Here is a 22,983-nt window from a genome sequence, read left to right on the forward strand (position 1 = left end):
GATGTCGCAGATACAGGGGACGCATTGATAAGGAGCCTGATATGAGCACTTACATTGTGAAACGGATGACATACATGGTTCTTATTTTGCTGGCCGCTTCCGTTCTGATTTTCAGCCTGTATGCACTTACCCCTGGCGACTACATCTCCAGCAACATTAAGTTGAGTCCCGAGCGCAAGGCCGAGCTGCGAGAATTGTATGGACTGGACAAGCCAGTTATCGAACGGTATCTCATCTGGATGAAAAATGCTGTACACGGGGACTTCGGATATTCATTGGCACAACAAAAGCCAGTGCTCACGCTGTTTAACGAATATATCTGGAATTCATTCCTGTTAGCTGCGGTGACCACGTTCCTGACCTGGTTCATCGCGGTTATTATTGGTGTGATTGCTGCCTATAAGCAGTACTCGTGGTTCGATACCTTCGTGATGATAGGCATATTTGCAGCCATGTCGGTGCCATCCTTCTTTATCGGATTGTTTTTGATTAAACTGCTGGCGGTTGACTTAAAATGGTTGCCTCCAGGCGGCATGATGACCACAGGAAGTAATGCCACCGGTCTGGCCTATGTCAAAGAGGTGATCCAGCACATGACCTTGCCTGTAATTGTTATGACTCTGCTCGGGGTAGGCTCACTTACCCGTTACTTCCGCAGCAACATGATTGATGTGATCAAGCAGGATTATATTCGAACGGCACGAGCCAAAGGATTAAAAGAAAGCAAAGTGTTATACACCCATGCCTTGCGCAATGCTCTGTTGCCTGCGATAACACTGATTGGATTCGAGCTGCCGTCCTTATTCGGTGGTTCACTGATTATTGAGAAAATATTCAGCTGGCCTGGTATCGGTCAGTTATATATGCAGTCCTTCTCGCTACGGGATTATCCGCTGCTGATGGGCTTTACCATGTTTATCGCCATCCTGACCGTCATTGGAACGCTGCTGTCTGATGTGCTCTACCACATCGCAGATCCGCGTGTCCGTTTGCAATAAGGGGGCTATGAAAATGACAATCTCTTCATCGTCTGTAACGAGAAATGCCGCAGAATCTGCCTTACCTTTAAAGGTTCCTGCCAAGTCTTCTTTATGGAAATTGTCGCTCCGAAGACTACTCAAAAACAAACTTGCCGTTGGCGGATTCATCGTGGTTTTGTTGATGTTTGTGGCTTGTTTCATTGGACCGCTGTTCTCACCTTATACCGATAACAAGATCAATATGACAGCGATGAAACAAGGTCCCGGCATTCATCACTGGCTTGGAACAGATGCGCTTGGTAGGGATGTGCTTACCCGTGTGCTGATGGCTGGTCGTATATCGCTCACCGTTGGTCTCGCCTCCATGGTTCTATCCGTATTTATCGGCTCCTTGCTTGGAGCTATTGCCGGATATTATCGCGGTATTGTTGATCAGGTCATTATGCGGATTGCCGACTTGCTGCTTACGATTCCGGGACTGCCGCTGCTGTTCATTTTCGGCGCTTTGTTATCGGATTGGAAAGTTCCGCCGGATTCCAGAATGTATATCGTCATGTTGATGCTCAGTTTTGTCAACTGGCCCGGTATGGCCCGAATGGTACGGGGACAGATGTTAAGCTTGCGGGAGCGGGAATTCATGCAGGCTGCTGTTGTTCTTGGCTTGCGTGACCGTCGCAAACTGTTTCACCATCTTCTGCCCAATATCGTTCCGCTTCTTATCGTCATGGCGACTCTGAATATCGGTGGATCCATTCTCAGCGAGTCGGTACTCAGCTTTTTTGGACTGGGTGTCATGCCGCCAACGCCTACATGGGGCAATATGATCGATGCGGCCAACAACATGATTGATTTTCAACAGCATCCGTGGTTATGGATTCCGCCAGGGCTGTCCATTTTCGTGACCGTTATAGCGATTAACATTTTTGGTGATGGTCTTCGAGACGTATTAGATCCCAAACAGAAGAGAAGGTGAGCACGCCTCATGCAAAATATGATTGAAATTGAACAACTTGAAACTCATTTTTACTCGGAAGAAGGCAATGTCAAAGCCGTCGACGGCGTAAGTCTGAATGTACGAGTAGGGGAGACGGTGTGCATCGTTGGCGAATCAGGCTGTGGCAAAAGTGTAACCGCCATGTCGATCATGGGATTGATTGAAGAACCGGCAGGCAAGATAGTAGGTGGTGCAATCCGTTTTGGTGGACGGGATCTGCTTCGTGAAAGTAAATCCTCACTGCGTACCATCCGGGGCAATGACATCTCCATGATTTTCCAGGAACCAATGTCCTCGTTGAATCCCGTGCTGAAGATCGGTGAGCAATTAATGGAGCCGCTGATTGTACACTTGAAAATGAGTAAAAAGCAGGCTCGTGCCAGAGCGGTTGAGCTGATAGCCGAAGTTGGCATTTCACGTCCCGAACAGATTGCAAACAGCTATCCGCATGAGCTGAGTGGAGGTATGCTGCAGCGCATTATGATTGCCATTGCCATCTCATGTAACCCGAAACTGTTAATCGCGGATGAACCAACCACTGCACTGGATGTGACCATTCAAGCGCAGATATTGGATATGTTACAACACATCAAGTCCCAATCAGGAACCTCCATTCTGATGATTACGCATGACCTTGGCGTTGTAGCTGAAATGGCGGATTATGTCGTTGTAATGTATGCAGGCAAAGTGGTGGAAGAGGGGGAAGTGGTGCAATTATTTGAATCTCCCAAACATCCATATACCCAAGGATTACTACGCTCCAAGCCAATTATCAATCAACGGCAGGATGAATTGTATTCAATACCCGGACATGTACCTGATCCACTGTCCTTAAAGGATTCCTGTCATTTTGCTGATCGTTGTGAGCACTGTATGTCGATATGCACCACGCAAATGCCGACGCTGAAGCAGCTTGGACCTGGTCAGAAGGCTGCATGCTTTCTGTATGAGGAGGCATTGAGTCATGTCTGAACCTCTATTGGAAATTGAACATCTCAAAACCTATTTTCCAGTGCGCAAAGGCTTATTGAATCGTACAGTAGCCCATGTGAAAGCAGTCGATGATATCAGCATCACGATCCATGAAGGCGAGACGTTTGGATTAGTGGGTGAATCCGGAAGTGGCAAGAGCACCGTTGGAAGAACGATCGTGCGATTAACGGAAAAAACGGAAGGACAGATTCGTTTTCAAGGTGTTGACTTGCATCAATTATCTATGCAGGAAGTGCGGAAGATCCGTCCGCAGCTTCAACTTATTTTCCAGGACCCCTACAGTTCACTGAACCCGCGCATTCGCATTGGTGATGCGATCGGGGAGGCTGTATTGGATCATGGGTTGGCTACCGCAAGCGAGGTTCGTGATCTCGTCAAGGAGGTACTCGGAGCCTGCGGATTGTCATCTTATCATATTGATCGTTTTCCCCATGAGTTCTCTGGTGGACAGCGACAACGGATTGGGATTGCGCGAGCTTTGATCTTAAATCCGAAACTGATTATCGCAGATGAACCGGTATCAGCACTGGACGTGTCTATTCAGGCTCAGATTATCAACCTGTTCAGACGGCTTCAGCAAGAGCGTGGCCTTGCTTACTTGTTTATTTCGCATGATCTGAGTGTGGTGGAACATCTGTGTGACCGTATTGGAGTGATGTATCTGGGCTCCATGGTCGAGACGGCCTCCAGAGATGAGTTATTCGGCAATCCACTGCATCCGTATACGAAAGCCCTGCTATCAGCTGTACCTGTGCCGATTCCCAAATTGAAACGGGAACGAATTGTGCTTAAAGGGGATATCCCCAGTCCGGTGAATCCGCCACCTGGATGCAAGTTTCATACGCGTTGTCCATGGGCAGAAGATATCTGCAAGCAGCAAATTCCAGCGTATCGGAACGTTGGAGCGGATCATTTTGTAGCCTGTCATTTGGTCTGAAGCATGTGAGAGTAATTTCATATCAACGGTATCTTATGGATACGTAATGGAATTATTTAGGTTTCATCCATTCTGTATGTGTTCATTCGAAGAAGTATCAAAGTACCAAAAGACGCTGCCGACATGTAAGTCGGAGCGTCTTTTATTTTTTTGAAACCTTCTAACCACTACATCCGTTTAATATTTACACAAAATCAAATTTGGAAAATGAAGGGTGGATACATATGCGGAAATTAAGAATAACGTCCATGCTGAAAGTCATGATTGTTGCAGCACTAACGGCACCCATAATTCTTGCGCTACCAACCGAAGAGGTTGCTGTTGCCAGTCCAAGTATCCAGCCTCACGCGCTTACTCCACCGCCACCGCCTTTGGAACCAAGTATTCATGCACTGACTTCCCCGAAATATATTTATCAGGCAGAGGGGACTGTTACACCTGGAGGGGGGCTGACTGCGGTTGTAAATACAACAACAACGACCTTCTCGGAAATGAAATCGCTGCAAGTCGATTATCGACTTGAGCGCTGGACGGGATCGGCCTGGATACTCTATCAATCCGGTTCCAAGAAGAAAACGCAAACGCAGACCCTGAATGCCCAATCGAACCGGACCGTTATAACCGGATATTACTATCGAGTCGTCAGTCTTCACACGGCCGACGATGGGGTCAAGCCTGAGACGACAACACATATTTCAAGCAACGTATTATTTTAATTTACTTGCGAGTACTACCTGGAAATTTTTGTTCCTGCAGGTCATTGGCAATGGCAGTCATCTCTTCTTCCGAGACGGTTCCGAATAAGCTCATGTTGACAGAACCCATCATCCATTGAAAGGTATTATAAGGGGGGCCGAGGTACATAAATGCATCGCTGCCATCAGCCAATTTGACGATACTTGTTTCGCGAAGCATGGGCCCCTCAATGACCTGACCAGGCGAAACATAGGCATAATCAAACTGAATGACTTCTTCTTCACCATTTTTGCCTTCGCCGCTATAACGAACCCTCATTCGTTGAGATTCATAATAATCTTCCGGATTGACGGGATAGAGGGTGTCCAGCATAAGTTCATATTTGATCTTTGTAAACCGCTTAGGTATGGCTTTTGACAGCAGAAAGTCGCCCTTAAATCCCGATCGTGCGATATCCTTTGTTACTATAATTGGTTCAAGCATGTGTGACTCCTCATAGAAGGGGAGTTTAATCTCTCCATCTTCTTCTTCAGGTGTTTCATCCCCACTGGAAAATGTGGGAGCCTCATTGATTCCTCGTTCAGGAGGTGGAGGTGTCTTGGCTGTCGACGGATCAGCGCCCAATTGAGTGGTACGATCCTCAATAACAATGGATTTCATCCCATTGCCCCATTCCTTGATCGATTGTACAAAAGGGGAGACGGCTTGTGTCCCAGTGGGCATACTGAAGATGACGGCGCCGATGGTCACGGACGCAGCAACAATGACAGATAAACGTATGGTGCGCATTCTTTTCTTGCGTACGCCAACCCGGACAATTTCCTTTTGAACTCGGAGCCAGGATTGACGCATGGGTTCGGTGTTGGAAGCAGGGGTGGCAGATACAGCCTGATGGAAGGCTTCGTCAAAAGCCATATCAAACGCGGCATCGAAAAAATCGTCTTCCAGCTCTGAATCGAATGAATCAATATGCTTATCGGACTTGCCTTTGCTCAATACTTCCACCCCATTCCTTATGTAATTTCTTCTTGATACTTCCGCGGGCTCTGAACAAACGTTGCTTCACAATTTCTTCGGATGTATCAAGCAGATCAGCCATTTCCCGATAGGAAAGACCCTCTTTCCAGCGCAGCTCCACGAGTACACGGTATTCCGGCTTAAGCTGTTCCAGATAGAACTCGATGGATTCCTGCATCATTTGAGTCTCCACCGTGCTCTCTACGGAAGCTGCCGTCTGATTAATTGTCTCCATATCTATAAAAACACTATCCGTATCCAGTTGGTTACGGTTATTTTTATTTTTTCTCAGATAATTAATGGCGGTATTCCGTGTGACAACCTTCAGCCAGGCTTTCAGTTTGACTTCGTTGTCGAAGAGAGGTTTGTTTTTAATGATTTTGATAAAAGCTTCCTGAATGATATCTTCTGCTGCAGCACGTTCTTTGATGATGTAAACGATGAGACCATGTACCATATTATAGTATTCGTAGTACACTTCTTCTTGAAGCTGAGGGCCCAAATTATGGAAATCTGAGGCTAAGAGTAATTGGAGCCGATTGGCCATGATGTTCTCCTTTCTGGTGAACAATCCACAAACATTGGTATCATTTCATTTTACAACATTATATGGAAGCGATACAATGGGAGGTTAGTCCGACAAAAGCAGAAAAAGTCTAGCCGAAATAGAGAGAGGCCGCCTTACTAACCAGTAAATCATGGTCAGTAGGGCAGCCTCTATGTGTTATTTAATAATCGTAGAATAACAGATACGAATAGCTTAGAAAGCCCAGTCGCCGTTTAGGAAGATGGCTTCGCGCTCGCCATTCGCTGTCACGCCGTAAATGTTCGTTTCCGGCGATCCCATCATGAAGTCCACGTGTGTAATGCTGGAGTTCATGCCGCGAGCTGCAAGCTCTTCAGTTGACATGGTTTTGCCACCATCAATATTGAAAGCATAGGAACTGCCGATCGCGAGGTGACATGAAGCATTTTCATCATATAGCGTTGTGTAATAGAGAATACCACTTTCCGAGATTGGAGAATGGAAGGGCACCAAAGCGACTTCGCCGAGATAATGGGAGCCTTCATCCATATTGATGAGTCTTTCTAGTGTATCCTGTCCTTCTTCGGCGTGGAAATCAATGATACGTCCGTTCTCAAACGTAAGAGAGAAGCGATCAATGATACTTCCGCCATAACTAAGCGGTTTGGTACTGGACACTTTGCCGTTCACCCCATATTTGGCTGGTGCTGTGAACACTTCCTCTGTCGGGATGTTGGCCACAAAACGGGTGCCTTGTTCGTTTATGCTGCCAGCCTGCGCCCAAATGTGCCCTTCAGGAAGATCAACGGTAAGGTCGGTTCCCGGAGAAACAAAATGCAGAGTTTTATATTTTTTGCTGTTCAGGGCAACTGCTTTGAGCTCCAAACGCTCAATATGCTGCTCCCAAGCCGCTACAGGATCTTCCAGATCGGCTCTTACAGCAGCAAAGATGGCTTCCCAGAGCTGTTTCACCTGCTCGGCAGGGGGAAGGTCAGGGAAGACTTTGGCAGCCCAATCCGGCGAAGGACAGGCTACTCCTGTCCAGCTCATTTTGTCGGCCTGCTGATACTGACGGTATTTGGACATCGCCTGACCGTATGTACGCTGATGGGTGGAAATACGTTCTGGATCGATGCCTTTTAGCAGGTCCGGGCTGGATGACAATATGGTCAAGAACGCAGCATTGTTCGCTGCCAGCTCCTCAAGTTCAGCGGCATGCCATTTCGGTGGGTCTTGGAAAGAGTCCTCAGGCGCCATTTCAAACCGCAGCCTATTGACAGTTTCGTCTCCATATTTGACGATAACTTTCTTTGCTCCGGCCTCGTAGCCTTTGCGCACCAACAAACGCACGAATTCAGCTGTATCAATCATCGCGCTGATAACGAAGATTTGTCCGGGCTGAACGTTGGCTCCAACTTTTACGGCCAGTTCAGCATAACGATCCAGTTTTTGTTCAAAACTCAACATATCAAGTTCCTCCATATCATGAATGCCCCGCATACGCAGGAAAAGAGAGGAGTGACCCTCTCTCTCATTTACACCGTTTAATTTACATCGTTTAAATTAGAAAGCCCAGTTGCCTTGCAGGAAGATTGGCTCTTCGCTACCTTCGGAAGTGACACCGTGAATGTTCATTTCTCCTGATCCAATCATGAAATCCACATGAGTGAGACTGGAGTTCATGCCATGGCTGATCAATTCATCCTTGGACATCGTTTTGCCGCCTTCCAGACAGAAGGCATAGGCGTTACCGATAGCCAGATGGTTGGATGCATTTTCATCAAAGAGGGTGTTGTAGAACAAAATATTCGTATCCGAAATTGGCGATTGATGTGGAACGAGAGCTACCTCGCCCAGATAATGTGCGCCTTCATCCATTTCGATCAAGCTTTTCAATGAATCGAGTCCTTGTTCAGCAGTATAATCGACAATTCGACCATTTTCGAAAGTGATGGAGAAGCCGTCGATCAGGTTGCCACCATAACTCAGTGGCTTGGTGCTGCGAACTGTACCGTTAACTCCGGTTTTCAGTGGAGCGGTGAACACTTCCTCTGTAGGCATATTGGCAACGAAGACGTGTCCCTGCTCATTGATGCTGCCACCGGATACCCACAGATGGCCTTCAGGAAGCTCGATAGTCAGGTCTGTGCCAGGGGCTGTATAGTGAAGCTTTTTGTATTTCTTCTCGTTGAGCAGATCAGCGCGGGAGTCGAGATTCAACAAATGCGTTTTCCATTCAGCGACAGCATCCTGCTCACCAATGCGAACGGTTTTGAAGATGACATCCCACAATTTATCGATTTGCTGCTCTGCCGGAAGATCAGGAAATACTTTGGCAGCCCATTCAGGGGAAGGAACGGCAACGATGGACCAGCTGAATTTATCAGCCATCTGATAGGAGCGATATTTCTCCAACGCTTTACCGCGTACTTTCTGACTAGTCACGATCCGTTCTTGGGGTACACCGGCAAGCAGATCCGGATTTTCTGCAATAACATGAAGGATAGCAGCGCCTTCTTCCACGAGTTCAGTCATCTCGCCTGCGAACCATTTCGGTTCAATAGAGAAGGATTCTTCGGGTGCAAGGTCATAATGAAGGCGTGTAACCACTTCGTCGCTCCAGTTTACTTTGACCAGCTTGGCACCTGTGCCATAAGCGGCTTTGACGATCAGGCGCACAAAATGTGCAGCCGAGATTGGTGCGTTCACGACGAGAGTCTGCCCAGGATGGACATTGACACCGACTTTGACAGCCAGTTCGGCATATTGTTGTAAATTCGTTTCAAAATTGTTCATGCTATTTTTTCCTCCTGTTTGGTATAATGTCGTAGCTGTTTGTTATTATAGTCCTCATTACAGGTATGTAAGGAGTCAGTATGGTTCCCTCATTGAATAAGGTATACGTTGCTACGATATATATTGTACAATTAACCAATAATAATTACCAAACTAGGTTTACCATAAATTGTGGAGACCTGCAACTGAAGAGAGATTAAAGGAGAGAACGATTGTGAATATTGAGATTATTCGTGCAGAGATGCGTCGTGAAGATGAGAAGAATTATGTAGGAAATACGGTTTTTCGTGCAGAAGGCGAAAAGTCAGTTTATGAGATTACGTTTATGAGCAAGAACGGCAAGGATTGGGACTATAGTCTGCATTTCACTGAACAATCCGGTGATGAAGAGGAATTGCTGCGTATGGACGAGCTGCTGGAAAACGATGACGATATGTACAATCAGCTGCTTGATGCGGCACTGGACGCTTACCCAGCATAATAGGACCGAGAGGTTCTTGTTCTAATATGGAATGTAGCTGATTATACTAGACGGTGTATGCCTGAAACAGGGCGTCCACCGTCTATTTTATTGGGAATAAGGAATAGTTACTCCAGAAAAGGGAAGTCTATGACAGATGAATGGAACCAGAGAGACAATCCGCCTGAATGGGAGGTAACCGTGAATGGCATCTGACAATCTGATTACAGCAGGAATGACGGGACTTGAAGAAGTCGCGCACGATATCCTCAGTCTGCGTACACTGTTCGTTAATGTTGTGTTCATCGGGGAGCCTGGAAGCAGGAACTGGGTGCTCGTGGACACTGGAATTGCGAGTTTCACTGATCAGATTCTTCATGTTGCAACTGAACGCTTTCCTGGTCCACCGTCTGCGATTATTTTGACACATGGTCATTTTGATCATGTCGGGACCGTCATCGAATTGGAACAATTCTGGGGTGTCCCAGTGTATGCACACCCGCTGGAACTGCCTTATTTGACAGGTGTGAAGGATTACCCTCCCGCGGACCCTACTGTAGGTGGGGGTTTGATGGCAAGGCTGTCATTTGCTTATCCTAATGAAGCTATTAATCTGGATGATCGAATATTCAGTCTGCCGGATGATCATTCCATCCCAGGTGTTTCTGGCTGGGAATGGCTGCATACACCCGGTCATACGCCGGGCCATGTGTCGCTATTCCGGAAAGATGACCGTACCCTGATTGCGGGAGACGCGATCGTCACCGTGAAACAGGAATCGCTCTGGAGTGTGCTGCTTCAGGACAAACAGTTGCACGGTCCACCCGCGTATTTCACGACGGATTGGGAAGCGGCTCATCGATCGGTTCAGCATATTCGTCGACTGGAGCCCATAGTTGCTGTTACCGGCCACGGACATTCCTTAACCGGAGAAATGCTGAAAGATTCGCTGGAGCGACTCGATCTTGATTTCGAACAGACCGCCGTTCCGAATCACGGCAAATATGTGGATTAATAGAGCTGATGCCATGCATGGGTATTCCATTGAAATCTGGAATGATTCCATTACGGCAGCATAAGCGGATGGGGACAGCCACGGAGCTTCGTAGCTGTCTTTTTTGTCGTTCCATCATGAATTTGTTCTCTATCATAGATTGGTATTTTGTGCGCGGTCATGATATAGTCGAGCCGTATAATAAACCTTAGTATGCAGGAGGTACATATAACGATGACACAGCAAAATGCAGCTTTCGAAGAACAATTTGGAGGTATACCAGCCGTCTGGCTTCGTTTTAATCAATTCGAAGCGGCTGTTATTCCGAGCGTGGGTGCCAACCTTGTTGCTTTCCGTGATACAGAGCAGGGGTTCCGTTATTTGCGTGAGCCGGACCAGGAACATATGGACGAATTTATGGCTGCACCTGCCGTATACGGTATTCCGATTCTTTCCCCACCAAATCGCTATGAGGATGGCCGCTTCCCTTGGAACGGTGAAGTCTATCAACTACCTGTAAACGAACCAGCTACAGGCAACCATCTGCATGGATTCCTGCATGATGCCGAGTGGAAGGTTGAGGGCTACGGATCTGACGAGCTGGAGAGTTATGTTGTGCTTAGTCAAGAAGTGAAGGAAGGACATGTCTTCTACAAATTCCTGCCATTCACCTTTAAAGTGACGCTCCGTTATTCGCTGAGTAGTCTGGGACTTCAGCAGCAATTGAATGTCCACAATAACGGGAAGGAACGTATGCCCAACCTGTTCGCATTCCATACAGCCATTAGCGTACCTTTTGCACCGGAAAGCCAGGCATCCGATTACACGGCCAAAATAACGATTGGTCAGCGTCGTGAATTGAATGAACGTTCTTTGCCTACGGGACAATTTCAACCGCTTACACCAGAGGAAGAGCAATTAAAGGGTGAGGGTGTTAGTCCGTTTTTTGCAGCCATGGACAACCATTACACTGCAGAACCGCAGAATGGGCGCAACTATATGGAGCTTACCGATCATCGTACCGGTGACAAGCTTGTATATGATGTAGGCACGTCATACAAGCACTGGATGATCTGGAATAACAACATGACTGGTGGCTTCTTCTGTCCTGAACCACAGATGAACCTGGTCAACGCTCCGAATGTACAAGGCATTCCTGCTGAAGAAATCGGTCTTATTGGTCTTGAGCCAGGCGAAGTATTCGAGCAAACCAGCCGTCTTTATCCGATCAAACCGCAAAAATAAATACTCAGACATTTTGCGTCACGCTTACATTTTTGTCGAAAAGGTGAAAACCTGTCAGTCAATCATGTATAATATGACAAGATACACAAGCTTTGCTCATAAAAGCATTTTGCATAAATCCCAAAGGTGACTTTGGAATCAACAGATGCAAGATGCTGTGAAGAAAAGAATGTATACGTATTTTTGTAGAGACCCAAACCATCTTTTTGGAGGAGGAAAAGCAAGTGGAATACCGCATTGAGAGAGATACGTTAGGTGAAATGAAAGTACCAGCCGACAGGCTGTGGGGAGCTCAAACGCAGCGCAGCAAGGAGAACTTTCCGATTGGTCGCGAGCATATGCCGATGGAAGTCGTACGTGCTCTTGCCATTTTGAAAAAAAGCGCTGCTGCCAGTAACCATAAATTGGGTAAATTGTCCGCTGCCAAATCGGATGCTATCGCTTATGCCGCTGATGAAATTATTGCAGGCCGGATTGATGATCATTTCCCGCTCGTGGTATGGCAGACGGGTAGCGGAACACAGTCCAACATGAACGTAAACGAAGTCATTGCTAACCTGGGTAACCAATTGCTTGAACAAAAGGGCAAGGAAGAACGTCTGCATCCGAATGATGATGTGAACATGTCCCAGAGCTCCAATGATACATTCCCAACGGCTCTCCATGTTGCAGGTGTACTTGCTGTTGAAGATCAGCTCTTGCCGGCAATCGCGGTGCTGAAAGCCACTTTTGCAGACAAATCGGAAAAATTCAAAGATATTATCAAAATTGGACGTACACATCTTCAGGATGCAACGCCAATTACACTCGGTCAGGAGATCAGCGGCTGGGAAGCGATGCTCGATAAGAGTGAACGCATGATTCGGGATAGTGTTAATTATATGAAAGAACTCGCAATTGGTGGTACTGCTGTGGGAACTGGAATTAATGCACATCCTGACTTTGGTGATTATACAGCGAAGGAAATTGGCAAGCATACCGGCAAGGATTTTGTATCAGCACCAAACAAATTTCACGCGCTTACAAGTCATGATGAAGTGGTCTACGCTCACGGTGCAGTTAAAGCGCTTGCAGCTGACTTGATGAAAATTGCCAATGATGTTCGCTGGCTGGCTAGTGGTCCACGCAGTGGTCTGGGAGAGATTCGTATTCCAGAGAACGAACCGGGCAGTTCCATTATGCCGGGTAAAGTGAATCCAACCCAGAGCGAGGCGATGACCATGGTGGTTACGCAAGTGATGGGGAACGATGCGGCGATTGGCTTCGCGGCAAGTCAGGGCAACTTCGAGTTGAATGTGTTCAAACCGGTTATTATCTATAACTTCCTGCAATCCGTTCAGCTTCTTGCTGATTCCATCGTTGCATTTAACGATAAATGTGCGGTGGGCATTGAGCCTAACCTCAGTCAGATTGAACATAATCTGAATAACTCGCTTATGCTGGTTACTGCTCTTAATCCGCACATCGGTTATGAGAATGCAGCCAAAATTGCCAAGCTTGCGCATAAGGAAGGACTGTCTCTGAAAGAAGCTACATTGCAGACAGGTCTGCTTACGGAAGAGCAATTCGATCAGTATGTTGATCCAGCGAAAATGATTGCCCCGAAAGCCTAATCAATCATTATCATGCGAACTTCATTCTAATAAACAAGCGGCCTGCATATGCAGGTCGTTTTTTAGCTCGTGAGGTTCGTGAACGTGAACTAATGCTTGTCAGTCTATACGTATACATATAAACTACATATGCGACTTTTTTTTAATCGATCGGAATTGTTTATTTCATTGGAGGTTTCTGCGTTGTTGAAAAAGAGAAGATTCACGATACGCTCCAAAATTCTATTGGGCTATCTAGTGGTTGTGTTGTTATTTGGTGCCGTTTTGCTGGTGCTATCTGCCCAAATTGATGCATCGCAGAAGGAAATCGATTTTATCAGCCACCACGACCTGGAAGTGCATAACCTGACCAATGCAATTGAGAAAAATGTTCTGAATATGGAAACAGGACAGCGGGGATTCATGATTACCGGGGAAGAAAGTTATTTAGAGCCATACAACCAAGCGCTAACCCAGTGGAACTCCAATTATGCCGAACTGTATGAGCTGGTTAGCGATAACCCATCCCAGCAGATGACTCTGGAAACCATCAAAACACATATTGTCCGTTGGATTGATGTTGCCGGAGCAGCCTCGGTAGCCCTAAAAAGACAAGGAGATCAGGAGAAAGTCATTGAATTTTTCCATTCCGATCCGGGGAAAAGCGAAATTGATCTGTTAAGATCCCAGTTCGAGAACTTCCGCAACACTGAGTTGCGCCTCACGGAGAGCCGGGTGACCGAACTCGCAGCGCGAAGCTCCACACTCCTTACCATTATGTACACCTTATGGGCTGCCGTTGCCGGACTATCTGTTGCCGCAGCGCTTGTCATTTCGGGCAATATCGTCAAGACCCTGCGTGAAGTCAAACATACCATCAGCGACATATCTCAAGGCGGCAATCTCACACAGCGTATTCTTGTTCGAACACAAGATGAGGTCGGTGATTTAGGTAAAGAGACGAACATATTGCTTGACACGGTACAGGAACAGAATCGACTTAAGGATCGGGTTGCCAGCATAGCTACGCTCCTGCAGAACCCAACAAGTCTGGAGGGACTGTCACGGTTGTTCCTAAACCAAGTCGCGATCCTGCTTGAAGCCCCTTATGGCGTGTTATATGCAATGAAAGAGAATCGTCTCATTCGTGTAGCTGCGTATGCAGCAGATGGAGAGAAAGAGCGTTCCCTCGGTAAAGTATCCGTTGCACCGGGTGAGGGATTAGTCGGTCAGAGTGCGATTGAGAAGCGAGTTTTGCAGATGAACGACTTGCCTCAAAATTATATTCGCATCTCATCGGGACTTGGTGATGCGTCAGCTGCATCACTCACGGTAGCCCCGGTGGTATTTGAAGGTAAAACGATAGCTGTAATCGAACTGGCTTCCATGAAGCAGATCGAACCAAAGGAAACAAAGCTGCTAACCGAACTGATCGAAATCTTCGGGGTCTCGCTACATTCCACCGTAACACGCATGGAATTACAGCATTTGTATGATGAATCCCAGGTGTTGAATGAAGAATTGCAGACACAATCGGAGAAACTGCAGGCACAGACCGAAGAAATGGTGTCCCAGACGGAAGAATTACATATGCAGACAGAAGAACTGTACATGTTGAACGAGCGTCTGGAAATGCAGAAAAATGTGGCTGAGACCTCTGTCAGCGAACTTGCAGAAGTAGCGGATCAGTTACGGACAAGCTCTGGTTATAAGTCTGAGTTCCTGGCGAATATGTCGCATGAACTGCGTACCCCGCTGAACAGTATGCTGATTCTGTCCGAGATATTGGCTGAGAACAAACATCAGCACTTAAACAGTGAGGAACAGAAATATGCTTCGGTGATCCATACATCAGGCAAGGACCTGTTGAATCTGATTAACGATATCCTCGATCTTTCCAAAGTGGAGGCCGGAGAGATGGAAGTGGATTTGGATGATGTCTATCTTGGAAGCCTGCCGGAAGCGATGAATCAATATTTCCTGAAAACGGCGGAGCAAAAAGGAATTGATTTCCGGATTCAGCTTCAAAGCCCTCTGCCGGAAACGATTTTTTCCGACGAGATGAGGTTACACCAGATTTTGCGTAATTTGCTCTCCAATGCTTTCAAATTCACCAATGGAGGTGAAGTGGCCTTAACCATCTCCAGAGTGAGTCTGTCCAATGCTGAAGCGAACGGAGCAGAGACGGATGGTATAGCTTTCTCGGTTAGTGATACCGGAATTGGCATTTCGGACAACAAACTGTTGCAGATCTTTGATGCGTTCAAGCAGGCAGATGGAGCCACAGCCCGAAAATACGGTGGAACCGGACTGGGACTGTCGATCTCTCAATCCCTTGCCAATCTGTTGGGAGGATCAATCTCAGCAACGAGTCGCGAAGGACAAGGAAGTGTCTTCACCCTATTCCTCCCGCTTAGAAGGGAAGAGCCTGAGGTTATGCAGAACTCCAGATTGTTCTTGAACGAGGTTGCCGTGACTGCTCCTGAAATAAACAGTGCTTCAGGAATGAATTCAACCAAAATCGAGATGTTGCTGACTCCACTTGAAGAATCATTATTGAATGGTCGTCAGGTTCTCGTTGTCGATGATGATATTCGAAATGTATATGCCTTGGCAAATGCTCTTGAGCAGTATGACATGAAGGTGATTACAGCTCAGAATGGCTACGAGTGCCTGGAGATGTTAGAGAGCGGAGAAGCGAATCCGGATATTATCTTGATGGATATCATGATGCCAGAGTTGGATGGGTATGAAACCACTCGCCAAATACGTGAGAGATTAAATCTCAAGAAGCTCCCTATTATTGCTTTGACTGCCAAAGCCATGAAAGAAGATCGTGATAAATGTATCGCGGCAGGAGCTTCAGATTATATTAGCAAACCGCTCAATATGAAAGAGGTACTGTCCCGGATGAAATTGTGGCTGAGTCACGAAACATTGGGAATCTGATCTTTTCCGTTTGTAATTCAATATGTATCAACTCAAAAATAAAACCTATGCCAGTTGCGCAACGATTGCTGCAATTGTGTCATGGGTTTTATTTTTTTCTCATGTGAGCTATTTAAATAAAAATGATGTTATAATACTTAACAACATTCAAGGTTTATTTCAATAAAATGGTTAAAACCAAGTGTATAACCTTTGTTCAAGTCCAAATCAAGGATATAAACGGTTTCTTGAGTTATATATATGGGAGGTAATGTCCATGCAGCTCACGGTTAAAGAGGCTTTACAGGTATACCCGTTGTCTGAGGCCAGACTGGTTGCAGGTGGGGAAGGGACTTCGCGGATGATGAAATCCGTTAACGTCATGGACGCTCCAGATATAGCGGATTGGATCAAATCCGGAGAATTGCTGTTCACAACCGCATTTATTATGAAAGACAACGAGACCGATGCACTTCGTTTGATGCGCCGCCTGAACGAACGCGGTTGTGCTGGGCTTGGCATTAAATTGGGCCGCTTCTGGCAGGCCATTCCGCAAGGGATTATCGAGGAAGCAGATCGACTGCGGTTACCGCTGCTGGAACTGCCGTTTCAGTTTACATTTTCCGACCAGATGAATGCGTTATTCAAGGCTGAACATGAACGCAGCAATCGTTTACTGCACGAGGTGGTGCAAAAACAGAAAAAATTGATGCACTTTGCATTGCAACAGCAACAGCATCGGAGTGTATTTGCCGAACTCGCTACCGTTTTGAATTATCCGCTTGCGGTTATTGGCTCCCGCGGACATGTACTGTACGGCAGCGAAGGCATTTCAGGAGATGCGGTAGTACAGGGCTGGCCCTGGAAGTCCGTTATGCACCGAGTGAAATGGAATCAGGGAAGCTGTCACCGGGTACCTATCAAGCAGAATGATGAAGAATACGGATTTTTACTCGTCTTTACAGAGTCAGCGCTGTCACTTAGAGCGGAGGAAGAATTGTTTCAGCAGGCTGCGGATGTCCTGGCATTCTATATGGATATGACCTATCGAGAACACATTAACCCCACCGTTCAGGATGAGATGCGTACGCTGTTAACCCAATATCTAGATAACAAAATGACGGTAGATGAACTCACCAAGCTCAGCGAAAATAAAGGGGTTCATTTGTTCCAGGGGACCTATCAATGTGTATTGATCACGCTGGAACCGTCTGTTTTTGCAGAAGGAAAGCTACTGAAACAGATCCACCGCGAGTTGCAGTACAATCCGTTGATGCAATTCACGGCCTCACAACATTTTCAGATCGAAGATGGCATACTATCCATCTATACCTGTCCAACAGGGCGGGATTATGGAGAAGAATTATCAGCATTCCTGCTGAATCGGTTTGGTGATGTTCTTGCAGCACAGGAAGCCAAGGGAACATCTGCACCGCGGTTCTGGATCAGTAAAATGAAGCATGAGCCGAAGTCGCTGCGCGAAGCCTATCAGGAATGTCTGGATACCCGTCAACTGGCTCGCCGATTCGGGATGAAGGATCGTGCTCTTCAGTTCGAGATGCTGGAATTTGCCTATGTATTTCAACATGTTCCGGATAACATCATGGAGAATTACTGCAATAAAGTACTTGAGCCATTACTGGCCAGGGATGGCGATCCCAATCAGGTACTGATGAATACGTTGGAATCTTTTATCGAGAATGATGGACTCATTAACGAAGCTGCGAAGCAGCTGTTTGTGCACCGGAACACTGTTACCTATCGGATGGAGAAAGTCGGAAGTTTGCTGCAAATGGACTTTAAGAAGACTAATGATTTGCTGAAATTAAAGCTAGTGTTCACCTTCCGTAAGTTTGTACGGGACAAAACTGCGGCAAGGCCGTATTCGCAGCATCATTAATCTGAAGAGTGGACACATTTAATACGTAAATACTTTTATGATCATAATCATTATCCAGAACAAGTGTTGTGCAGCATGACAATGAAGCAGGCATGTCAGATAAAACCGTATTTCCCTTGAGGAAGTGCGGTTTTTTTCGCTTTTCATTACATTTGAACAACCAAATCCCGTGCATTGCTAACAAATCACATAACTGATGTTATGTTATATTACAAATTTGCGTAAATAATGTTGTCGCAGTATCGAGAGACACTTAAAATGAAGAACAACAATCCACAGAAGACCGGAGGTTCTAACATGGGCGACTTCATTAAACTCGTTAACAACTGGTCTATCACACAGTTCGTGCATACGTTTGGCGGACTATTCGAAGAATCACCTTGGGTGGCGGAGCGTTCCTGGCCTTCACGGCCATTCGACTCTTTTGAACAAATGATAAATGTGATGAAAAACGTAGTGCAGACATCCGACGAAAAGGTCAAGTTGCAGCTGCTTTGTAATCACCCGGATCTCGGGGCGCGGATCAGCATGAGCAGCAATTCCGTTCAGGAACAGGCTGGTGCAGGGCTTAATTCACTTTCGCCGGAGCAATACAACGAACTTAGTAAATTGAACAAAGAATATACAAGCCAATTTGGCTTTCCTTTTATATTGGCCGTAAAAGGTCACACAGCTCAGTCTATCCTGGAGTCCATGCGGAGGCGCAATCAGAGAGGAAGAGAGGAAGAATTCCAGACCGCTCTGAAGGAAGTGTTCAAGATTGCTTCCATTCGATTGGAGCAGTGGCTGGTACAGATTGGTCATGAACATGAGTTTGAATGTAAGCCATCCGAAGTAAAGCAGCGGACCATGTATTACGGCAAAGGGGACGTATGGATGTACCGCTCATACGCCAAACCGTTGACGGGTATCCAGCCCATCCCGGAATCTCCTTTCACCGGACGGAATAATATCCTGTTCGGATTAAACATTAAAGTAGCTGTGCAAGGCGACGAATTTCTGCCTTCTTTTATCGAAGGAGATAACTCTCACGTCGTTGCAACGGATTCAATGAAGAATTTCATCCTAAAACATGCTGCGGATTACTACGGAGCTACGGTGGAAGGTTATCTCGCTTACGTCAGCCGACGTTTTCTGGAGACATATCCGCAGATGACCAAAGTTCAGATGACGGCAGATCAGATTCCTTTTGAAGATGTGCCTGTTCGCAGAGAGGGAAGCCTTCGTGCAAGCGAGCTGGTATTCCGTTATTCCCAGAATGATCGGGCGACAGCTGCAATTGAAGCGCAGCGAAAAGGAAATCAGGTCGAACTGAGCAATCATTTCAGTGGTGTTGCAGATATCAGACTGATAAAGGTCAAAGGCAGTGAATTTGCCGGTTTTGTCAAGGATGAGTACACCACCTTACCCGAGACATGGGACCGTCCACTGTTCATTTTCCTGAATATCAATTGGCGTTACGAGGACCCGAGAGATGGCATGGACGATCAGCGTGGGCGTTATGTAGCGGCGGAGCAGGTAAGAGATGTTGCTGCTGCCCTGTTCCATGCGTGTCGTTCGGCATCCATTCAGCATCTGATTTATCAGATTGGACTAAGACTCTTGCGTCGATTTGGACAGCTCAGTGAAGTTTCATTTGAATCCAACAATCGGACATGGGAGACGGTGCTGGAGGAAGTAAAAGAAGGAGAAGGCAAAGTATTCACCGAGGCCAGACCTCCTTATGGGTTCCAGGGCTTCTCAATGACAAGGGATGATCTAGAGGCTGACCATAGGGGCTCGAAGAAAGACGGGGAGGCATGATGTCGGTGGCGGGAGGACGGATTACTACGCATGTGTTGGATACTTCCAAGGGCGTTCCGGCCGAAGGCGTTCGGGTTGAACTTTTTGTATTGCACAGGGATGGCGAGAAGGAAAACAAAATGAAAGTTGCTGAATCGGTGACCAATGCCGATGGGCGTCTGGATGCTTCGTTACTTGAAGGCGGGAAGCTTGAGCAAGCGGTATATGAGCTTCAATTCAACGTTGAGGGTTATTACGCACAGAGATCTCTTGAAGAATTGGGGCAGGCGTTATGGACAGTTGTACCGATTCGGTTTGCCGTATCTGATGCTGCAAGTCACTACCACATTCCTTTGTTGATTGCGCCAGGAGGTTACAGTACATACCGGGGAAGCTGAAATATATGAATCCGGTTCTGATCAGGGAGGGTCATCCATATGACAAGATTAGATACGATCATCCGGGGAGCCCGGGTTGTATTGAGAGATAGCGTGGAAGAACTGGATATTGGGATTACTGGTGAAAAAATATCTGCTTTGTCCTCACACCTAGTGGGTGATGAAGACACTGAAATAATAGAAGCAAATGGCCTCTCCGTGATGCCAGGGGTGGTAGATATTCATGTTCATTTCAATGAACCTGGACTCGCGAGCTGGGAGGGATTCAAGTCGGGATCAGCATCATTGGCTGCAGGCGGAATTACGACGTATGTCGATATGCCGCTTAACGGTGTCCCCCCAACAATTAGAACGGAGGCTTGGGAGTCGAAAATGAAAGCAGCCGACGGTCAATCTTATGTTGATTATGCGTTCTGGGGAGGACTTGTTCCGGGCAACCGGGTCGAGCTTGCTCCTTTGGCTGGTATGGGTGCGGCAGGATTCAAGGCATTTATGTCTGAACCTGGCGGAGAAGGGGAAGACATCTTCGCCAGAGCGGATGACGATACACTTTTGAATGGCATGTATGAAATTGCAAAGTTGAACCGTGTGCTGGCGCTTCATGCGGAAGACGAAGCGATGGTTGCTGAACTTGGTGCCAGAAGTATTGCAGACGGGCGAATTGGCCCGATGGATTACTTGCAATCTCGCCCAGCAGAAGCAGAGGTTCGGGCGGTGTTCCGAGCGCTGCAATATGGGGAGCAAACCGGATGTGCACTGCATTTTGTTCATATCAGTACACGGGAAGCGCTTGATCTGATTGCAGAGGCGAAACAGCGCGGGCTGGATGTAACTTCTGAAACATGTCCGCATTACCTGACTCTGACAGATGAGGATGTTGTCCGGTTGGGAGCTGTAGCTAAGTGTGCACCGCCATTGCGGAGTCAGGCTGAGCAAGATCAGTTATGGGATGCGCTGGAAGAAGGCCTAATTGATGTTATTGCATCCGACCACTCACCTTGTCCGCCATCGATGAAACAATCTGATAATTTCTTTGAAATCTGGGGTGGCATCTCTGGTGCGCAAAGCACGTTGCTACTCATGTTGGAGGAAGGACATCTTCAGCGAAATGTAGCCCTCCCGTTGCTCGGAAAAGTCCTGGCTCTGCAACCTGCCAGAAGACTTGGGTTGGAGAGCAAAGGTGAGATCGCCATCGGCAAGGACGCGGATCTGGTACTTATTGATTGGGTGAAGAATACAACCTTAAATACGGATGACCTGCACTACACACATAAACAGAGTCCTTATGTGGGACGCACGTTTTCCTCCAGCATTGCAGATGTGTTCTGCCGGGGCACACGAGTATACAGTTCAAAAACAGGATTATCGGATGAACCTGTGGGACGATTTATTCGTGCTAACTCATCTGTTCCAGTTGGTGTTGAAGGAACGGAGGGGATATCATGACGGACTTTGAAGTACACACGCCTTCTGGTACGGAACGTCCCATCCAGCCTTTGCCACAATTGGAGCAGATGCAGCTGAAAGGCATGCTTGACTGGTTGTCCGCCTATGGCGCTGATCCCCAGGGAGGTGTGACACGCCTATTGTATGACCAAGCATGGTGTGAGGCACAACATGCGCTTGCGGCAAAAATGCAGGAGAAAGGGTTGGCTCCTGAATTCGATCAATCGGGCAACCTGTATGGAACTCTGTACGGTACGGGTTTAGGAACAGGAATGGAAGAGGCGCCGATTGTTACGGGGTCCCATATTGATACTGTGGTACATGGTGGAAAGTATGACGGCGCATATGGAGTAGTTGCGGGAGTGCTCGCGCTAGAGTATCTACAGAAAAGTTTTGGGGCACCTAAACGAACGCTTCAAGTCGTGTCCCTATGCGAGGAAGAAGGTAGTCGATTCCCCTTTGCTTACTGGGGATCACGGAGTATAACAGGGGTAAGCTGGCTGGAAGAAGTTCAGCATTTGAAGGATCAAGAAGGCATTACCTTTGCACAGGCGATACGTGATGCAGGCTTTGGACCAGACAGCAGCTATAGAACGGCTTCACACACATATGGTGCGTTTATCGAACTTCATATCGAGCAAGGTCAGGTCCTTGAACGATTGGGCCATTCGATTGGTATTGTATCGGATATTGTAGGCCAGAAACGCTTTAGCATTACAGTAAGTGGCGAAGCGAATCATGCCGGAACTACACCGATGTCCTGGCGCAAGGATGCACTTGCAGGTGCATCCGAGATGATCACAGCCGTAAGACACATTGCGCTTGAAGCGGGAGAACCACTTGTAGCCACTGTGGGACGAATAACAGCTGATCCAGGCGTCGGCAACGTTGTTGCTTCACGAGCCGTATTCTCACTGGATATCCGGCATATTAGGCAAGAGAGCATTGACCGATGCTGGCAGAATATACTTCAGGCATTTAGCCGAATCGCAGCCGAGCAACAGCTCGGGCTGAACTGGGAAGAGCACTTGTCTGTCAGTCCCATTCCGATGAACGAACGGATTACCACAGACATTCGTGATATTTGTGAATTGGAGCAATTATCCTATATACACATGCCAAGCGGAGCAGGACATGATTCGCAGATCTTTCAGCCGGCTTGCGCCACAGCGATGATTTTTGTACCTAGCCAGGATGGAATTAGCCATAATCCCCTTGAATATACAGCTGAAGAGGACCTGATGAAAGGTTTCCGGGTTCTCGTCCAGTTACTCTATAAATACGGTTACGGGAGTTGAG

19 protein-coding genes are annotated in these 22,983 nt (G+C 47.1%); 15 read left to right on the top strand and 4 right to left on the bottom strand.

Features of this window, described 5'->3' with window-relative positions; genetic code table 11:
• The first annotated feature begins 41 nt into the window (after positions 1-41).
• The 5 genes from AC3ITG_RS15975 (at position 42) to AC3ITG_RS15995 (ending at position 4,620) form a co-directional block, all read left to right on the top strand.
• Entirely contained in the window at positions 42-998 is a 957-nt protein-coding gene (locus tag AC3ITG_RS15975; protein ID WP_064638220.1) for an ABC transporter permease, read from the top strand.
• A 13-nt stretch (positions 999-1,011) separates the two neighbouring features.
• On the top strand, positions 1,012-1,953 hold the full coding sequence (gene opp4C / locus AC3ITG_RS15980) for an oligopeptide ABC transporter permease (RefSeq protein WP_413378911.1): 942 nt from the start codon (positions 1,012-1,014) through the stop codon (positions 1,951-1,953).
• 9 nt (positions 1,954-1,962) lie between these two features.
• Positions 1,963-2,946, top strand: a complete 984-nt coding sequence (locus tag AC3ITG_RS15985; RefSeq protein WP_489254357.1) for an ABC transporter ATP-binding protein — start codon at positions 1,963-1,965, stop codon at positions 2,944-2,946.
• Positions 2,939-3,904, top strand: coding sequence for an ABC transporter ATP-binding protein (locus AC3ITG_RS15990; protein ID WP_326065516.1), 966 nt, complete (start codon positions 2,939-2,941; stop codon positions 3,902-3,904). The genes AC3ITG_RS15985 and AC3ITG_RS15990 overlap by 8 nt, the downstream gene beginning before the upstream one ends.
• A gap of 224 nt (positions 3,905-4,128) precedes the next feature.
• Positions 4,129-4,620 carry a hypothetical protein gene (locus AC3ITG_RS15995; protein ID WP_489254358.1) on the top strand — a complete coding sequence of 164 codons (492 nt, stop codon included), beginning with the start codon at positions 4,129-4,131 and terminating at the stop codon, positions 4,618-4,620.
• 1 nt (position 4,621) lies between these two features.
• On the opposite strand, the gene AC3ITG_RS16000 is transcribed toward AC3ITG_RS15995, so the two are convergent.
• From AC3ITG_RS16000 to AC3ITG_RS16015, 4 genes are all read right to left on the bottom strand, one after another.
• Positions 4,622-5,596, bottom strand: a complete 975-nt coding sequence (locus AC3ITG_RS16000; protein WP_489254359.1) for a hypothetical protein — start codon at positions 5,594-5,596, stop codon at positions 4,622-4,624.
• Positions 5,574-6,164 carry an RNA polymerase sigma factor gene (locus tag AC3ITG_RS16005; protein WP_063563940.1) on the bottom strand — a complete coding sequence of 197 codons (591 nt, stop codon included), beginning with the start codon at positions 6,162-6,164 and terminating at the stop codon, positions 5,574-5,576. The genes AC3ITG_RS16000 and AC3ITG_RS16005 overlap by 23 nt, the downstream gene beginning before the upstream one ends.
• A 213-nt stretch (positions 6,165-6,377) precedes the next feature.
• Positions 6,378-7,610 carry an aminopeptidase gene (locus tag AC3ITG_RS16010; RefSeq protein WP_489254360.1) on the bottom strand — a complete coding sequence of 411 codons (1,233 nt, stop codon included), beginning with the start codon at positions 7,608-7,610 and terminating at the stop codon, positions 6,378-6,380.
• 96 nt (positions 7,611-7,706) lie between these two features.
• A complete protein-coding gene (locus AC3ITG_RS16015) occupies positions 7,707-8,939 on the bottom strand; it encodes an aminopeptidase (protein WP_413378923.1) in 1,233 nt (410 codons plus the stop codon).
• Positions 8,940-9,153: 214 nt separating this feature from the next.
• Between AC3ITG_RS16015 and AC3ITG_RS16020 the strand changes: the two genes are divergently transcribed.
• From AC3ITG_RS16020 to AC3ITG_RS16065, 10 genes are all read left to right on the top strand, one after another.
• Positions 9,154-9,420, top strand: coding sequence for a hypothetical protein (locus AC3ITG_RS16020; protein ID WP_174532100.1), 267 nt, complete (start codon positions 9,154-9,156; stop codon positions 9,418-9,420).
• A gap of 184 nt (positions 9,421-9,604) precedes the next feature.
• Positions 9,605-10,414 carry an MBL fold metallo-hydrolase gene (locus AC3ITG_RS16025; protein ID WP_489254361.1) on the top strand — a complete coding sequence of 270 codons (810 nt, stop codon included), beginning with the start codon at positions 9,605-9,607 and terminating at the stop codon, positions 10,412-10,414.
• A gap of 213 nt (positions 10,415-10,627) precedes the next feature.
• Positions 10,628-11,638 carry an aldose 1-epimerase gene (locus AC3ITG_RS16030; protein ID WP_489254362.1) on the top strand — a complete coding sequence of 337 codons (1,011 nt, stop codon included), beginning with the start codon at positions 10,628-10,630 and terminating at the stop codon, positions 11,636-11,638.
• Between the two features lie 224 nt (positions 11,639-11,862).
• The gene (gene fumC / locus AC3ITG_RS16035; protein ID WP_063563935.1) at positions 11,863-13,251 is read left to right on the top strand and encodes a class II fumarate hydratase; all 1,389 of its coding nucleotides are present in this window, start codon (positions 11,863-11,865) and stop codon (positions 13,249-13,251) included.
• A 186-nt stretch (positions 13,252-13,437) separates the two neighbouring features.
• Positions 13,438-16,179 (top strand): CHASE3 domain-containing protein, encoded by a 2,742-nt coding sequence (locus tag AC3ITG_RS16040; protein WP_489254363.1) that lies wholly within the window; start codon positions 13,438-13,440, stop codon positions 16,177-16,179.
• 256 nt (positions 16,180-16,435) lie between these two features.
• Positions 16,436-18,058: a PucR family transcriptional regulator gene (locus AC3ITG_RS16045; RefSeq protein ID WP_489254364.1), complete on the top strand. Its 1,623-nt coding sequence runs from the start codon at positions 16,436-16,438 to the stop codon at positions 18,056-18,058.
• A 297-nt stretch (positions 18,059-18,355) separates the two neighbouring features.
• Entirely contained in the window at positions 18,356-19,861 is a 1,506-nt protein-coding gene (gene pucL, locus AC3ITG_RS16050; protein WP_489254365.1) for a factor-independent urate hydroxylase, read from the top strand.
• Positions 19,858-20,238, top strand: coding sequence for a hydroxyisourate hydrolase (gene uraH, locus AC3ITG_RS16055; protein ID WP_413378937.1), 381 nt, complete (start codon positions 19,858-19,860; stop codon positions 20,236-20,238). The genes pucL and uraH overlap by 4 nt, the downstream gene beginning before the upstream one ends.
• A 39-nt stretch (positions 20,239-20,277) precedes the next feature.
• Positions 20,278-21,684: an allantoinase AllB gene (gene allB / locus AC3ITG_RS16060; protein WP_489254366.1), complete on the top strand. Its 1,407-nt coding sequence runs from the start codon at positions 20,278-20,280 to the stop codon at positions 21,682-21,684.
• Positions 21,681-22,982 (top strand): Zn-dependent hydrolase, encoded by a 1,302-nt coding sequence (locus AC3ITG_RS16065; protein WP_489254367.1) that lies wholly within the window; start codon positions 21,681-21,683, stop codon positions 22,980-22,982. Before allB ends, AC3ITG_RS16065 begins: the two co-directional genes overlap by 4 nt.
• Position 22,983 lies beyond the last annotated feature (1 nt).

The organism is Paenibacillus sp. GL_099_B, assembly GCF_057835695.1.

Excerpts from the sequence above, each read along its gene's own strand:
- AC3ITG_RS15975 (WP_064638220.1), top strand. The coding sequence starts at position 42 with ATGAGCACTTACATTGTGAAACGGATGACATACATGGTTCTTATTTTG.
- opp4C (WP_413378911.1), top strand. The coding sequence starts at position 1,012 with ATGACAATCTCTTCATCGTCTGTAACGAGAAATGCCGCAGAATCTGCC.
- AC3ITG_RS15985 (WP_489254357.1), top strand. The coding sequence starts at position 1,963 with ATGCAAAATATGATTGAAATTGAACAACTTGAAACTCATTTTTACTCG.
- AC3ITG_RS15990 (WP_326065516.1), top strand. The coding sequence starts at position 2,939 with ATGTCTGAACCTCTATTGGAAATTGAACATCTCAAAACCTATTTTCCA.
- AC3ITG_RS15995 (WP_489254358.1), top strand. The coding sequence starts at position 4,129 with ATGCGGAAATTAAGAATAACGTCCATGCTGAAAGTCATGATTGTTGCA.
- AC3ITG_RS16005 (WP_063563940.1), bottom strand. The coding sequence starts at position 6,164 with ATGGCCAATCGGCTCCAATTACTCTTAGCCTCAGATTTCCATAATTTG.
- AC3ITG_RS16010 (WP_489254360.1), bottom strand. The coding sequence starts at position 7,610 with ATGTTGAGTTTTGAACAAAAACTGGATCGTTATGCTGAACTGGCCGTA.
- AC3ITG_RS16015 (WP_413378923.1), bottom strand. The coding sequence starts at position 8,939 with ATGAACAATTTTGAAACGAATTTACAACAATATGCCGAACTGGCTGTC.
- AC3ITG_RS16025 (WP_489254361.1), top strand. The coding sequence starts at position 9,605 with ATGGCATCTGACAATCTGATTACAGCAGGAATGACGGGACTTGAAGAA.
- AC3ITG_RS16030 (WP_489254362.1), top strand. The coding sequence starts at position 10,628 with ATGACACAGCAAAATGCAGCTTTCGAAGAACAATTTGGAGGTATACCA.
- AC3ITG_RS16045 (WP_489254364.1), top strand. The coding sequence starts at position 16,436 with ATGCAGCTCACGGTTAAAGAGGCTTTACAGGTATACCCGTTGTCTGAG.
- pucL (WP_489254365.1), top strand. The coding sequence starts at position 18,356 with ATGGGCGACTTCATTAAACTCGTTAACAACTGGTCTATCACACAGTTC.
- uraH (WP_413378937.1), top strand. The coding sequence starts at position 19,858 with ATGATGTCGGTGGCGGGAGGACGGATTACTACGCATGTGTTGGATACT.
- allB (WP_489254366.1), top strand. The coding sequence starts at position 20,278 with ATGACAAGATTAGATACGATCATCCGGGGAGCCCGGGTTGTATTGAGA.
- AC3ITG_RS16065 (WP_489254367.1), top strand. The coding sequence starts at position 21,681 with ATGACGGACTTTGAAGTACACACGCCTTCTGGTACGGAACGTCCCATC.